The organism is Pseudomonas sp. Mn2068, assembly GCF_049319725.1.
Taxonomy (GTDB): Bacteria; Pseudomonadota; Gammaproteobacteria; order Pseudomonadales; family Pseudomonadaceae; genus Aquipseudomonas; species Aquipseudomonas gingeri.
Map to the genome: position 1 here is coordinate 488,415 of NZ_JBMOUG010000003.1, position 14,158 is coordinate 502,572.

At 64.8% G+C, this 14,158-nt stretch carries 15 protein-coding genes; 12 read left to right on the plus strand and 3 right to left on the minus strand.

The features are described from left to right. Positions 1–3 precede the first annotated feature (3 nt). Complete coding sequence (locus tag ACL9RJ_RS10210) at positions 4–561, minus strand: hypoxanthine-guanine phosphoribosyltransferase (protein WP_017126556.1); 558 nt, start codon at positions 559–561, stop codon at positions 4–6. A 186-nt stretch (positions 562–747) separates the two neighbouring features. On the opposite strand from ACL9RJ_RS10210, the gene upp reads away from it, so the two are divergent. After that, complete coding sequence (gene upp, locus ACL9RJ_RS10215; protein ID WP_017126557.1) at positions 748–1,386, plus strand: uracil phosphoribosyltransferase; 639 nt, start codon at positions 748–750, stop codon at positions 1,384–1,386. Between the two features lies 1 nt (position 1,387). After that, positions 1,388–2,662: a uracil-xanthine permease family protein gene (locus ACL9RJ_RS10220; RefSeq protein WP_017126558.1), complete on the plus strand. Its 1,275-nt coding sequence runs from the start codon at positions 1,388–1,390 to the stop codon at positions 2,660–2,662. Between the two features lie 174 nt (positions 2,663–2,836). Here ACL9RJ_RS10220 and hemH read toward each other — a convergent pair whose 3' ends face one another. Both hemH and ACL9RJ_RS10230 read right to left on the minus strand, forming a co-directional pair. Continuing rightward, entirely contained in the window at positions 2,837–3,862 is a 1,026-nt protein-coding gene (gene hemH, locus ACL9RJ_RS10225; RefSeq protein WP_017126559.1) for a ferrochelatase, read from the minus strand. A gap of 13 nt (positions 3,863–3,875) precedes the next feature. After that, the gene (locus ACL9RJ_RS10230) at positions 3,876–4,778 is read right to left on the minus strand and encodes a TIGR01777 family oxidoreductase (protein WP_042935441.1); all 903 of its coding nucleotides are present in this window, start codon (positions 4,776–4,778) and stop codon (positions 3,876–3,878) included. Between the two features lie 195 nt (positions 4,779–4,973). Between ACL9RJ_RS10230 and ACL9RJ_RS10235 the strand changes: the two genes are divergently transcribed. The 10 genes from ACL9RJ_RS10235 to ACL9RJ_RS10280 all read left to right on the plus strand — a co-directional run bounded on the left by ACL9RJ_RS10235 (position 4,974) and on the right by ACL9RJ_RS10280 (position 14,155). Continuing rightward, the gene (locus ACL9RJ_RS10235; RefSeq protein WP_042935443.1) at positions 4,974–5,960 is read left to right on the plus strand and encodes an NAD(P)/FAD-dependent oxidoreductase; all 987 of its coding nucleotides are present in this window, start codon (positions 4,974–4,976) and stop codon (positions 5,958–5,960) included. Next, entirely contained in the window at positions 5,957–6,172 is a 216-nt protein-coding gene (locus tag ACL9RJ_RS10240) for a TIGR02450 family Trp-rich protein (RefSeq protein WP_017126562.1), read from the plus strand. Before ACL9RJ_RS10235 ends, ACL9RJ_RS10240 begins: the two co-directional genes overlap by 4 nt. A gap of 114 nt (positions 6,173–6,286) precedes the next feature. After that, on the plus strand, positions 6,287–7,255 hold the full coding sequence (locus tag ACL9RJ_RS10245) for a YbgA family protein (RefSeq protein WP_042935445.1): 969 nt from the start codon (positions 6,287–6,289) through the stop codon (positions 7,253–7,255). A gap of 2 nt (positions 7,256–7,257) precedes the next feature. Continuing rightward, positions 7,258–8,187 carry a MerR family transcriptional regulator gene (locus ACL9RJ_RS10250; protein WP_422765192.1) on the plus strand — a complete coding sequence of 310 codons (930 nt, stop codon included), beginning with the start codon at positions 7,258–7,260 and terminating at the stop codon, positions 8,185–8,187. A gap of 29 nt (positions 8,188–8,216) precedes the next feature. Continuing rightward, positions 8,217–9,662, plus strand: a complete 1,446-nt coding sequence (phrB, locus tag ACL9RJ_RS10255) for a deoxyribodipyrimidine photo-lyase (protein ID WP_422765193.1) — start codon at positions 8,217–8,219, stop codon at positions 9,660–9,662. Next, positions 9,655–10,077 (plus strand): nuclear transport factor 2 family protein, encoded by a 423-nt coding sequence (locus tag ACL9RJ_RS10260; protein WP_017126566.1) that lies wholly within the window; start codon positions 9,655–9,657, stop codon positions 10,075–10,077. The genes phrB and ACL9RJ_RS10260 overlap by 8 nt, the downstream gene beginning before the upstream one ends. Next, entirely contained in the window at positions 10,074–10,856 is a 783-nt protein-coding gene (locus ACL9RJ_RS10265) for an SDR family NAD(P)-dependent oxidoreductase (protein ID WP_177119253.1), read from the plus strand. Before ACL9RJ_RS10260 ends, ACL9RJ_RS10265 begins: the two co-directional genes overlap by 4 nt. Further along, entirely contained in the window at positions 10,853–12,100 is a 1,248-nt protein-coding gene (locus ACL9RJ_RS10270) for an NAD(P)/FAD-dependent oxidoreductase (RefSeq protein WP_017126568.1), read from the plus strand. The genes ACL9RJ_RS10265 and ACL9RJ_RS10270 overlap by 4 nt, the downstream gene beginning before the upstream one ends. Next, a complete protein-coding gene (locus tag ACL9RJ_RS10275) occupies positions 12,097–12,897 on the plus strand; it encodes a DUF1365 domain-containing protein (RefSeq protein ID WP_177119252.1) in 801 nt (266 codons plus the stop codon). The genes ACL9RJ_RS10270 and ACL9RJ_RS10275 overlap by 4 nt, the downstream gene beginning before the upstream one ends. Next, positions 12,884–14,155, plus strand: coding sequence for an SAM-dependent methyltransferase (locus ACL9RJ_RS10280; RefSeq protein WP_017126570.1), 1,272 nt, complete (start codon positions 12,884–12,886; stop codon positions 14,153–14,155). Before ACL9RJ_RS10275 ends, ACL9RJ_RS10280 begins: the two co-directional genes overlap by 14 nt. The last annotated feature ends 3 nt before the right edge of the window (positions 14,156–14,158 follow it).

Here is a 14,158-nt window from a genome sequence, read left to right on the forward strand (position 1 = left end):
GGCTTACATGCCCTTGACGGCAAAGATGCCGGCAGCGTTGCGCCAGTAGCCCTTGTAGTCCATGCCGTAGCCGAAGATGTACCGGTCGATGCATGGCAGACCGACATAATCGGCCTTCAGGTCAGGACGCGCCTTGCGGTCGTGGTCCTTGTCGATCAGCACGGCCGTGTGCACCTTGCGGGCACCGGCATGCTTGCAGAAGTCGATGATCGCGCCCAGGGTGTGGCCCTCGTCGAGGATGTCGTCGATGATCAGCACGTCACGGTCGATGAACGAGACTTCCGGCTTGGCTTTCCAGAACAGGTCGCCGCCGCTGGTTTCGTTGCGATAGCGGGTCGCGTGCAGGTAGGACGCTTCCAGCGGGAAATCGAGGTGGGTCAGCAATTTGCCGGAGAAGATCAGGCCGCCGTTCATCACGCAGAACACCACCGGATTGCGCTCGGCCAGGTCGGCATTGATCTGCGCGCCGACCCGGGCGATGGCCGCTTCGACTTCGTCGTTGGTGTACAGGCAGTCGGCTTCGCGCATGACTTGACGGATATGCTCGAGATCAGCGGACATGGCGCTCTCCATAGATGCTTGGGTAGGGCTTGTGCAGGGAGCTGCGCAAGAAAAGCCGGCAAAGGTACGCACCCGGCAGGGTCAGATCAAGCGTTTCTGGACTAACGTATTACCGTTCTATAGGACATCTTCCCCGGATAGATTAATCTAGGGCGGTTTTTTTGCCCGCCGTCGGAGCCTTTCCCCATGCCCATCCGTGAGATCCGCCATCCGCTGATCCGTCACAAGCTCGGCCTTATGCGCCGCGCTGACATTAGCACGAAGAACTTCCGTGAGCTTGCCCAGGAAGTCGGTGCATTGCTGACCTATGAGGCGACCAAGGACCTGCCCCTCGAAACCTATGACATCGAAGGCTGGTGCGGCACCGTACAGGTCGAGAAAATCGCAGGGAAGAAAATCACCGTGGTGCCGATCCTGCGCGCCGGTATCGGCATGCTCGAAGGCGTGCTCAGCCTGATCCCGGGCGCCAAGGTCAGTGCCGTGGGCGTGGCCCGCAACGAGGAAACCCTCGAAGCCCACACCTACCTGGAAAAACTGGTCCCGGAAATCGACGAACGCCTGGCGATGATCATCGACCCGATGCTCGCCACCGGTGGCTCGATGGTCGCGACCATCGACCTGCTGAAGAAAGCCGGTTGCAAGGACATCCGCGCGATGGTCCTGGTCGCGGCTCCCGAAGGCATCGCCGTGGTCGAGAAAGCCCACCCGGACGTGACCATCTACACCGCCTCCATCGATCAGAAACTGAACGAGCACGGCTACATCATCCCGGGCCTGGGCGATGCCGGTGACAAGATCTTCGGCACCAAGCAGAAGGACGCCTGACATGCGGGATGAGTTCAACGACCCGCTCTGGCGCACGGTGCTGTCTGGCGCGCAGATGCTCTTCGTGGCCTTTGGCGCCCTGGTGTTGATGCCGCTGATCACCGGCCTCGACCCCAACGTCGCGCTGTTCACGGCGGGCCTGGGGACTCTGCTGTTCCAACTGGTCACCGGGCGCCAGGTGCCGGTGTTCCTCGCGTCGAGCTTCGCCTTCATCACCCCGATCATCCTCGCCAAGGGCCAGTTCGGCCTGGCGGCGACCATGGGCGGGGTGATGGCGGCCGGTTTCGTCTACACCTTCCTGGGCCTCGCGGTGAAGATCAAGGGCACCGGTTTCATCGACCGGCTGCTGCCGCCGGTGGTGATCGGTCCGGTGATCATCTCCATCGGCCTGGCCATGGCGCCGATTGCCGCGAACATGGCGATGGGCAAGGCCGGCGACGGCTCGGAACTGATTCATTACCAGACCGCCATGCTGATCTCGATGCCGGCGCTGCTGACCACGCTGATCGTGGCGGTGTTCGGCAGGGGCATCTTCCGCCTGGTGCCGATCATCTCCGGGGTCCTGGTGGGCTTTGCCATGTCGTTCTACTTCGGCGTGGTCGATACCGCCAAGATCGCCGCCGCACCCTGGTTCGCCCTGCCGCACTTCACCGCGCCGGAGTTCAACTGGCAGGCGATCCTGTTCATTGTCCCGGTGGCGCTGGCCCCGGCCATCGAGCATATCGGCGGAGTGATCGCCGTGGGCAGCGTGACCGGTCGCGACTACCTGAAGAAGCCGGGCCTGCATCGCACCCTGCTGGGTGACGGCATCGCCACCACGGCAGCCGGCCTGTTCGGCGGTCCGCCCAACACCACCTATGCCGAAGTGACCGGCGCGGTGATGCTGACCAAGAACTACAACCCGAAAATCATGACCTGGGCGGCGATCTTCGCCATCAGCCTGGCGTTTATCGGCAAGTTCGGCGCCCTGCTGCAAAGCATCCCGGTGCCAGTGATGGGCGGGATCCTCTGTCTGCTGTTCGGTTCGATTGCCGCGGTGGGGATGAACACCCTGATCCGCCACAAGATCGACCTGGGCGAAGCGCGCAACCTGGTGATCGTCTCGGTGACCCTGGTGTTCGGCATCGGTGGCGTGCTGGTGGGCACCGGCACCGGCCCCGACGACTTCGGCCTCAAGGGCATCGCCCTGTGTGCCGTGGTGGCGATTGCCCTGAACCTGTTGCTGCCGGGCAATGACAGCTGGAAGCACAAGAAAGGCGACGAGCCGTTGTTGTAAGGCTCATGCTTGCTCCTACGGGGCCGTGTTGTACGCAAATCTGCGATTCAACACAGAACTGTAGGAGCCGGCTTGCCGGCGATCCAGGCGACGCGGTTTGACAGAAAACCGCACCGCTGCCATCGCCAGCAAGCCGGCTCCTACAGGGTCCAGCAGGGTTTTCACGATTTGCATTTACAGGGCCAACGGCGCCCGCTCACAGAGCGTGTTCAGCGCCGCCGCCCACTGCGGCTCATCGTTCAGGCACGGTACCAGCACCAACTCCTCGCCTCCCGCCGCGATAAACTGCTCGCGCCCGCGATCGCCGATCTCCTCCAGCGTCTCGATGCAATCGGCGACAAACGCCGGGCACATCACCAGGATCTTCTTCACCCCGGACCTGGCCAGCTCATCCAGGCGTGCCTCGGTGTAGGGCTCGATCCACTTCGCCCGGCCAAGACGTGACTGGAACGATACCGACCATTGCCCCTGCGCCAATCCCATCTGCTCGGCAAACGCCGCCGCCGTGCGCAGGCATTGGGCGCGGTAGCACGTGGCGAGCACCGCGGGCGATGCATTCCGACAGCAGTCGGCATCCTTGAGGCAGTGGCTGCCCGTGGGGTCAAGCTTGGTCAGGTGGCGCTCCGGCAGGCCATGGAAACTCAGCAGCAAATGATCGAACCCCTGCGCCAGGTGCGGTCGCGCGCTCGCCACCAGGGCTTCGATGTATTCCGGCTGGTCGTAGAACGGCTGCAGGATGGAAAACTGCACGTCGAGCCTGCGCTCGCGCACCACCCGCCGTGCCTCTTCGATCACCGTGGTCACGGTGCTATCGGCGAACTGCGGATACAACGGTGCCAGGGTCACCTGGCGGATACCCTGGGAGGCCAGCCGGGTCAGCACCGTCTCGATCGACGGTTGACCATAACGCATGGCCAGTTCCACCGGCCCCTGGGTCCATTGCGTGCTCATCTGCTGCTGCAAGCGCCGGCTCAACACCACCAGCGGCGAGCCCTCGTCCCACCAGATCGAGGCATAGGCATGGGCCGACTGCTCGGGGCGCTTGATCAGGATCAGCGACACCAGCAGGCGCCGAATCGGCCACGGCAAGTCGATCACATAGGGATCCATCAGAAACTGATTGAGGTAACTGCGCACATCCGCAACCGAAGTGGAAGCCGGCGAACCCAGGTTGACCAGTAGCAGCGCGTGATCGGTCATGCAATGTCCTATGTCAGAGGCGACCCGACAGATCGTCGAGGGCCGCGGGCAGATCGGTAAACTGAAAGACGAAGCCCGCCGCCAGCAGGCGATTGGGCACCGCGCGCTGGCCGCCGAGCAGCAACAGCGACAACTCGCCGAGGCCGATCCGCAAGGCCGGGGCCGGCATGGGGATCACGGCCGGACGATGCAGCACCTGGCCCAGGGCCTTGGCGAACGCACGGTTGCGCACCGGTTTCGGCGCGCAGGCATTATAAGGACCGCTGGCGTCGTCGCGGTGCAGAAGAAAATCAATCAGGGCGATTTGATCCTGCAAATGGATCCATGGCATCCACTGCCGACCGTTGCCGATCGGGCCGCCCAGGCAGAGTTTGAACGGCAGCAGCAGGCGCGACAAAAAGCCGCCCTCGGCCGCCAGCACCAGGCCGGTTCGTACCAGCACCACGCGAATACCCAAAGCCTGCGCGCGTTGCGCGGTTTCCTCCCAGGCGATGCACAACTGGCTGGCAAAGTCTTCGCTGACCGGCGGCGAATCTTCCGTCAGCTCACGCTCGCCACCGTCGCCATACCAGCCCACCGCCGAGCCGGAGATCAGCACCGCCGGACGTTGCTCGCGCCCTTCGAGCCAGGCCAGCAGGGTTTCGGTCAACTGGATCCGGCTGCTCCACAGCAATGCCTTGCGCTTGTGGGTCCAGGGGCGGTCGGCAATCGGCGCGCCGGCCAGGTTGATCACCGCGTCCAGCGGCTCGCCGGCCAGGTCCTCCAGATGGCGCACGCCACGCACCTGCGCCCCGCACAAGCGGGCCACGTCCTCGGGCCGGCGGCTCCAGACCGTCAGGCGATGCCCCTGTGCCGACCAGTGCTTGCACAGCTGGCGCCCGATCAAACCAGTACCGCCTGTCAGCAATATGTGCATGAAAGCGTCCTCGCGTAACGTTTTGTCGGGAGCGTTAGTCTATTTTTATACACAGGGCTCTTTTCTTCTCGACAGAATATGTGTTTAACAATAGGACAGCTTCAGACGACAGGAAGGTCGCAACTTATACCTAAAATCAAGATTGTACAGGTTTTACCGACGGCGTAGTCTGTGCAGACAGGTAACGAGGCCCCTATGACTGTACCTATCGCAATAATTGGTGCCGGTATCGCCGGACTCTCAGCCGCCCGCGCATTGCAGGATGCCGGGCACGCCATCGAACTGTTCGATAAAAGCCGCGGCAGCGGCGGACGCATGTCGAGCAAACGCAGCGACGCCGGGTCGCTGGACATGGGCGCCCAGTACTTCACCGCCCGCGACCGCCGTTTCGTCAACGAAGTACAACGCTGGCAAAGCCAGGGCTGGGTCGCCGAATGGGACCCGACGCTCTACACCTGGCAGAACGGCCAGTTGAACCTGTCGCCGGACGAGCAGACCCGCTGGGTCGGCGCCCCGCGCATGAGCGCCATCACCCGCGGCCTGCTGGGAGACCTGCAAACCCACTTCAGTTGCCGCATCACCGAAGTGTTCCGCGGCGAACAGCACTGGCACCTGCAGGACGCCGAAGGCTTCACCCATGGCCCGTTCAGCCACGTCATCATCGCCACGCCGGCGCCCCAGGCCACCGCCCTGCTCGCCGCCGCGCCGAAACTCGCCGGGGCCGCCGCCGGCGTGCAGATGGAACCGACCTGGGCCGTCGCCCTGGCGTTCGAGACAGCGCTGGATACCCCGATGGAAGGCTGCTTCGTGCAGGACAGCCCGCTCGACTGGCTGGCCCGCAACCGCAGCAAACCGGGACGCGACGACAAGCTCGACACCTGGGTCCTGCATGCCACCAGCAGCTGGAGCAAGCAGCACCTGGACCTGTCCAGGGAAGCCGTGATCGAACACCTGCACGGGGCGTTCGCCGAACTGCTGCATATCACCATGCCCGCCCCGACCTTCACCCTCGCCCACCGCTGGCTCTACGCCCGTCCTGCCGGCGCGCGCGAATGGGGCGCCCTGGCCGACGCCGACCTGGGCCTGTATGTCTGTGGCGACTGGTGCCTGTCGGGCCGTGTCGAGGGCGCCTGGCTCAGCGGCCAGGAAGCCGCCCGCCGGCTGCTGGAACACCTGGCGTGAACCGGATCAACCCACGCAAGCTGCTGCTGTCGAAGTGGACAGCAGCTCGCCCGCAAAACCGGGAAAAACACTTCCTGGTCACCGAACTGTTCTGCGATGAGATCGGCACGGTCCTCGAACTCGAACTGCAAGCGGTATTGACCCGACGCAATCAGCGCGTCGCCTGGCAGACCCTGCAGGACGCCGCCAGTTGGCGGATGGGCTGGCAATAACGTCGGCCAAGCAATCTTGTACAAAATATTTGACTTGTACAAGATAGAACCTATGATGAGATTTAGTTGTACAAGACACGAGACTTGTACAAGTAAATCCCCGAGGTTCGCCGAATGCCCTTGCCCACCGATACACCCCGTAAACCGAGGATCGCCATCAGCGCCTGCCTGATGGGCGCCGAGGTGCGCTACAACGGCGGGCACAAGGAATCGCGACTGTGCAGCCGCACCCTCAGCGAATATTTCGATTTCCTCCCGGTCTGCCCGGAAGTGGCGATCGGCCTGGGCACGCCCCGCGAACCGATTCGCCTGGTGGGCGATCCGCAACATCCCAGGGCCGTCGGCACGGTGCACCCCGACACTGACGTCACCCACGCGCTGGCGGACTACGGCACGCGAATGGCGGCCGAGCTCAAGGATATCTGTGGCTATATCTTCATGCAGAAATCGCCGTCCTGCGGGCTGGAGCGGGTCAAGGTCTACCAGGACGGTGGCCGCCCCGCCGAGCACGCCGGACGCGGCATCTTCGCCCAGGTCTTCTGCGCCCGGCACCCCGACCTGCCGGTGGAAGAAGAAGGCCGCCTGAACGATCCGGTGTTACGGGAAAACTTCCTGACCCGGGTCTTCGCCTACGCCGCCTGGCAGGAACTGTGCGCCAGCGGCCTGAGCCGCCGGGCCCTGACCGACTTCCACGCACGCCACAAGTACCTGCTCATGGCCCATAACCCCCCGCAGTACAAGGCCCTCGGTCACCTGCTGGGCAGCATGGGCAAGTCGGATCCGAACGAGGTCGGCCCACGCTACTTCAGCGAACTGATGGCCGCCCTGAAGAAATGCGCGACCCGCCGCACCCATACCAATGTCCTGCAGCATCTCAGCGGCTACCTCAAGCAAACCCTCAGCGCCGCGGACAAGCAGGAAATGCAGCAGCTCATCGGCCAGTACCGCCTCGGCATCGTGCCGCTGGTGGTGCCGCTGACCCTGCTCAAGCACCACTTCCGCCAGCACCCCGATCCCTACGTGGCCTTGCAGGTCTACCTGCAGCCTCACCCGGAAAATCTCAGCCTGCGGAACGCGATCTGACCATGACTCTCCCCGAAGACGACGAAGCCAACCCCGACTACGCCAGCGCCCTGGCGGCCGGCTGGCTGCCGATCCGCGAAGTGGCCCGGCAGACCGGCGTCAACGCCGTCACCCTGCGGGCCTGGGAGCGGCGCTACGGACTGATCGTGCCGCACCGCACGCCCAAGGGGCACCGGCTGTTTTCCACCGAACACGTGCAACGCATCCAGGCGATCCTGACCTGGTTGAACCGTGGCGTGGCGGTGCGCCAGGTCAAGCGGTTGCTCGATGCCCCGCAGCCGCCCGCCGAACCGCCGGAAAACGACTGGCATCGTCTGCACCACAACCTGGTCCGGGCCATCGGCCAGCTGGATGAGCGCCAGGTCGATGACAGCTTCAACCAGGCGATGTCGCTGTATCCGCCCCGCACGGTCTGCGAACAGCTGCTGATCCCGCTGCTGGCGGAACTCGAGCAGCGCTGGCAGAGCCAGTTCGGCGGGCAGATGGAGCGGACCTTCTTCTACTCCTGGCTGCGCAGCAAGCTCGGCGCACGGATCTATCACAACAATCGCCAGCTCAAGGGCGCCCCTCTGCTGCTGGTCAACCAGTCGGACCTGCCGCTGGAGCCGCACCTGTGGCTGACCGCCTGGCTGGCCAGCAGCGCCGACTGCCCGGTGGAGGTCTTCGACTGGCCGCTGCCGCCCGGCGAACTGGCGCTGGCCGTCGAACACCTGAAGGCCCGGGCCGTGGTCCTGTATTCCAGCAAGGCGCTGAGCCTGAGCGCCCTGCCCCGGCTGCTCGGCGGTATCGGTTGCCCCAGGCTGATCACCGGCGCCGCGGTGTGCATCCACTTTGTCGAACTGTCCGTATATAGCGACGAGAACCCGGGCGTGAGCCTGGCCGAAGACCCGTTGTCAGCGCACCAGGGCCTGACCCGGCTCGGACTGCTCTAGCGATCTCGCCCATGGCCCAAGGAATGACTATGCAATTGTTCTGGCTGCGCACCGACTTGCGCCTGCATGACAACACCGCCCTGAGCGCCGCCGCCCGGCGCGGTCCCACGGTGGCGGTGTATCTGCTGACACCGGCCCAGTGGCTGGCCCACGACGACGCCCCGTGCAAGGTCGACTTCTGGCTGCGCAACCTGCGGGAGCTGAGCCAGGCGCTGGCCGCCCTGAATATTCCGCTGCTGGTTCGCCATGCCGACACCTGGGAGCAGGTCCCTGCGGTCCTGCTCGAGTTGTGCCAGGCCCTGAGAATCGACGCCCTGCATCTCAACGAAGAATACGGCGTGCACGAAACCCGCCGCGACCAGGCCGTGGCCAAGGCCGTCGAAGCCCACGGCATCGGCTTCCACAGCTATCTCGATCAACTGTTCTTCAAGCCCGGCAGTGTACTGACCCGGACCGGTGGCTACTTCCAGGTCTTCAGCCAGTTCCGCAAGGTCTGCTACAGCCGCCTTCACGGCGCGTTGCCGGCCATGGTCGAGGCACCCCGCGCGCAGTTGCCGCTGAGCCTGGGCAGCGATCCGATTCCCGCCGAAGTCGAAGGTTTTCCGCCACCATCCCAGGCCCTGCGCGACCTCTGGCCGGCCGGAGAAGCCGAAGCCCGGCGGCGCCTGGACGCCTTTGCCGACCAGCAGATCGACTACTACCAGAGTGAGCGGGACTTCCCGGCCAAGCCCGGCACCAGTCAGCTGTCCGCCTACCTCGCCGCCGGCGTGGTCTCCCCGCGCCAGTGCCTGCACGCCGCCCTGCAGAACAACCAGGGCGAATTCGACAGCGGCAACGCCGGCGCCGTCACCTGGATCAACGAACTGCTCTGGCGCGAGTTCTACAAACATATCCTGGTGGGCTACCCGCGGGTCTCGCGGCACCGCGCCTTCCGCCCGGAAACCGAAGCCGTGCCCTGGCGCGATGCCCCGCAGGAACTGGCGGCCTGGCAACAGGCCCGCACCGGCCTGCCGATCATCGACGCGGCCATGCGCCAACTGCTCGACACCGGCTGGATGCACAACCGCCTGCGCATGGTCGTGGCGATGTTCCTGACCAAGAACCTGCTGATCGACTGGCGCGAAGGCGAGCGTTTCTTCATGCGCCACCTGATCGACGGCGATCTGGCGGCGAACAACGGCGGCTGGCAGTGGAGTTCGTCCACCGGCACCGACGCGGCCCCCTACTTCCGCATCTTCAACCCGATCAGCCAGTCGGAGAGATTCGACAGCGAGGGCCTGTTCATCAAGCACTGGCTGCCGGAACTGGCTGGGCTGAACAAGAAGGAAGTGCACAACCCGGCGGCCGTCGGCGGCCTGTTCGGCGTCGCCGACTATCCACGACCCATCGTCGATCTGGGCAAAAGCCGCGAACGCGCCCTGGCCGCCTTCAAGAGCCTGCCGGCGCGGCTGGATACCGGAGCCGCGCATGAGTGAGTTCCTGCACCATTTCGTCCAGCGCTTCGCAGCCCTGGACAAGGACAACCTGCACCTGCTCGCCGAACTGTACAGCGACGACGTGCGGTTCACCGACCCGTTGCACGAAGTCAGCGGCCTGGCGGAGCTGCAGGGCTATTTCGCCCGGATGTACAGCGACATCAGCGGGCTGCACTTCGACTTCCATGGCCTCGACCAGGTCCGCGAGGGCGAAGGCTATCTGCGCTGGAACATGAGCTATCGTCATCCCAGGCTCGCCAGGGGCGAGCCGATCCATGTCGAGGGTTGCTCCCATCTGCTATGGATCCACAAGGTCTACCGCCACCGGGATTATTTCGACGCCGGGGCACTGCTCTATGACCACCTGCCATTGCTCGGGCACGCCACCGCGTGGCTGAAAAGGAGAGTCGCATGAGCCTGTCCTCCGCACGTCGCATCTGGCTGACCGGTGCCAGCAGCGGGATCGGCGCGGCCATGGCCGAGGTGCTGCTCGAGAGCGGCATCCAGCTGGCCGTCAGCGCCCGCAATGTGCGAGCACTGGAAGCCCTCGACGAGCGCTATCCGGGCCAGGTGCTGCTGGTCCCCGGCGACCTGACCGACAGCCGCCAGGTACGCGAGATCGGCGAACGCATCAAGCAGGCCTGGGGCAGTCTCGACACGGTGATTCTCAACGCCGGCACCTGTGAATATGTCGATGCCCAGGCGTTCGATGCCTCGGTCGTCGAACGGGTGGTGCGTACCAACCTGCTCGCCAGCAGCTACTGCATCGAGATCGCCCTGCCCCTGCTCAGGGCCGGCACCGAGCCGCACCTGGTGGCGATCGCCAGCGCCGTGACCTTCCTGCCGCTGCCGCGCGCCGAAGCCTACGGTGCCTCGAAAGCCGGCATGCGCTACCTGTTCGAATCCCTGCGGATCGACCTGGCCCGCGAAGGTATCGACGTCACCATCGTCAGCCCCGGTTTCGTCGACACCCCGCTGACGCAGAAGAACGATTTCCCCATGCCCCTGAGCTGGCCGGCCGACAAGGCTGCCGGCTACATCTGCGAGAAACTCCACAAGCGGCCGCTGGAAATCAGCTTCCCGGCCTTGTTCATGGCCGGGCTCTGGCCACTGTCACGCCTGCCCAAGCGCCTGCAACTGGCGATCGGCAGGCGCATGGCGCGCAATAACGGCAAGGACAAGGACCCTTCATGAAAATCGCCCTGATCGGCAGTGGCATCGCGGGCCTGACCTGCGCCTACCTGCTCAACCGCAATCACCAGATCACCCTGTTCGAAGCCGCCAGCTGGATCGGCGGGCATACCCATACCGTGGACGTCACGGTGAATGGCGAGCAGCACGCCATCGATACCGGCTTCATCGTCTTCAACGACTGGACCTACCCGAACTTCATCCGCCTGCTCGGCCAGCTCGGCGTCGGCTACAAGGCCACCGAGATGAGCTTTTCGGTGCGCGACCCGGCGGCCAACCGCGAATACAACGGCAACAACCTCAACAGCCTGTTCGCCCAGCGCCGCAATCTGTTGTCCCCGGGTTTCTGGGGCATGTTGCGCGATATCCTGCGGTTCAACCGCCAGGCCCTCGACGATCTGGAGCAGCAGCGCATCGCCGCCGACACCACACTCGGCACCTACCTGTGCGACGGCGGTTATGGCGAGCGGTTCATCCAGCACTACATCGTGCCCATGGGCGCGGCGATCTGGTCGATGTCCCTGGCGGACATGCTCGGTTTTCCGTTGCAGTTCTTCGTACGCTTCTTCAAGAACCACGGCCTGCTGTCGGTCAGCAACCGCCCGCAATGGCGGGTGATCGAAGGCGGCTCGAGTCGTTACATCGATCCCCTGATCGCCGGCTTTCGCGAACGCATCCGCCTCGATTGCGCGGTGACCCGGGTCGAGCGCGACGGCCATGGCGTGGTTATCCACAGCGCTGCCGGCAGCGAACGCTTCGACAAGGTGGTGTTCGCCTGCCACAGCGACCAGGCACTGCGGTTGCTGGCCGAGCCGAGCAGCGCCGAACAGCAGATCCTCGGCGCGCTGCCCTACGCCGACAACGAAGTGGTGCTGCACACCGACACCCGCCTGCTGCCGGAGCGCCCGCTGGCCTGGGCCAGCTGGAACTACCGCCTCGGTGGCGATGGCCTGCGCCTGGCCGCCGTGACCTACAACATGAACATTCTCCAGGGCATCCGCAGCGACACCACCTTCTGTGTCAGCCTCAACCAGGGCGCCGATATCGATCCGCGCAAGGTCCTGGCCCGCTACACCTACGCCCACCCGCAATACAGCCTGGCCGCCGTGGCCGCGCAGCATCGCTGGGAGGAATTGTATGGCGAGCGACATACCTACTATTGCGGAGCCTACTGGGCCAACGGCTTCCACGAAGACGGCGTGAACAGCGCCCTGCGCGTGGCCGGCGCCTTCGGTGAATACCTGTGAACAGCGCCCTGTACAGCGGCTGGATCGCTCACCGGCGCTTTGCGCCGCGGGCCCACGCCTTCCGCTACCGGATCGGCCTGCTGTACCTGGACCTCGATGAACAGGACAGCGTGCTCGGGCTGTCAGCGCTGGCGGGACGCAGTCGCTTCGCGCCCTTCGCCTTCCGCGAGAGCGACTACCTGCGTACCTGGACCCGCGAGGGCATGCCGCTGATCGAAGCGGTGCGCCAGCAGGTCGCCCGTGCCCTCGGGCATGCCCCGCAGGGCCCCGTACGCCTGCTGACCCAGGCACGGAGTTGGGGCCTGGCATTCAACCCGGTGAGTTTCTTCTATTGCTTCGACGCCGACGAACGCCTGGCGGCGATCCTCTGCGAAGTGACCAATACCCCCTGGGGCGAGCACTACCACTATGTGCTGCCCGCTGACGGCGAGGGCCACCAGCATGTCGCGGTGACCAAGGCGTTCCATGTCTCGCCGTTCCTGCCGCGGGACCTGGAATACCGCATGAGCTTCAGCCAGCCGAATGCCAGGCTCGGCGTGCACATGGCCGACTGGCAGGGCGAGTTGAAGGTCTTCGACGCCACCCTCAACCTGCGGCACGAAGCCCTCAGCCGGGCCAGCCTGCACCGCTACCTCTGGCGTTTTCCCTGGATGACCGCCAAGACCTGCCTGGCGATCTACTGGCAGGCCCTGCGCCTGCTGCTCAAACGGATGCCGATCTTCTCCCACCAGGCTGCCGATGGCGCCTTTGGTATTGCCACCGCGCAAGATAAGGAACAACGTCATGAAAAGTTCTAGCCTGGTGACCAGGGCCAATCTGTTCAGCACCAACACCCTGACCACCAGCCTGTTGCGCCGTGGCGTACTGCGCCAGCTCCGCGCCCTGCGCCACGGCCAGTTGCTGCTGGTCGAGGACGGCGAGCGCCAGTTGTTCGGCAATACCGGCGAAAGCCTGCTGGGGGAGATCCATATCCAGGACCCGGCGGTCTGGGGCATGGTCGCCGGCAATGGCTCGATCGGTGCCGGCGAGGCTTTTATCCATGGCTACTGGACCACCCCGGACCTGACGGCGGTGGTCCGGGTGTTCGTCAGCAACCTCGACGTGCTCGATGCCATGGAAGGCGGCCTGGCCCGCCTCGGGCGTCCTTTCGTCCAGGCCCTGCACTGGCTCAATCGCAACACCCGCAAGGGCTCGCGCAAGAATATCGAGGCCCACTACGACCTGGGCAACGCGCTGTTCGAGCAGTTCCTCGACCCGACCATGATGTACTCGGCCGGGCAGTTCCTCAGCCCCGATGACTCCCTGGAACAGGCGCAGTTGAACAAGCTCGAGCGCATCTGCCGCAAACTCGACCTGCAACCGGGCGATCACCTGCTGGAGATCGGCACCGGCTGGGGCAGCATGGCGATCCATGCCGCCCTGCATCATGGCTGCCGGGTCACCACCACCACGCTGTCGAAGGAACAGTTCGCCTACACCCGGCAACGTATCGACAGCCTGGGCCTGCAGGACCGGATCACCCTGCTGCTGGAAGACTACCGCGACCTCACCGGCCAGTACGACAAGCTGGTCTCCATCGAAATGATCGAGGCCGTCGGCCACTCGTTCCTCGCCAACTATTTCAAGCAATGCGCGCATCTGCTCAAGAGCGACGGCCTGATGCTGTTGCAGGCCATCACCATCCGCGACCAACGCTATGAACAAGCGAAGAACAGCGTCGACTTCATCCAGCGCTACATCTTCCCCGGTGGCGCCCTGCCCAGCGTGCACAAGATGCTCGAAGTGGTCAGCCGCGAAACCGACATGAACCTGCTGCACATGGAGGACTTCGGCCCGCACTACGCGCGCACCCTGCGCCTGTGGCACGAGAACTTCCGCCGCGCCCACGGCCGCCTGGGCGAGCTGGGCTACGACGACTATTTCCTGCGCCTGTGGGAGTTCTACCTGTGCTACTGCGAAGGCGGCTTCCTCGAGCGCACCATCGGCACCGCCCAGTTGCTGCTGGCCCGGCCGACCGCCCGGGCCCAGCCGCTGCTCGGGCGTTTCGACAGCTGAGGG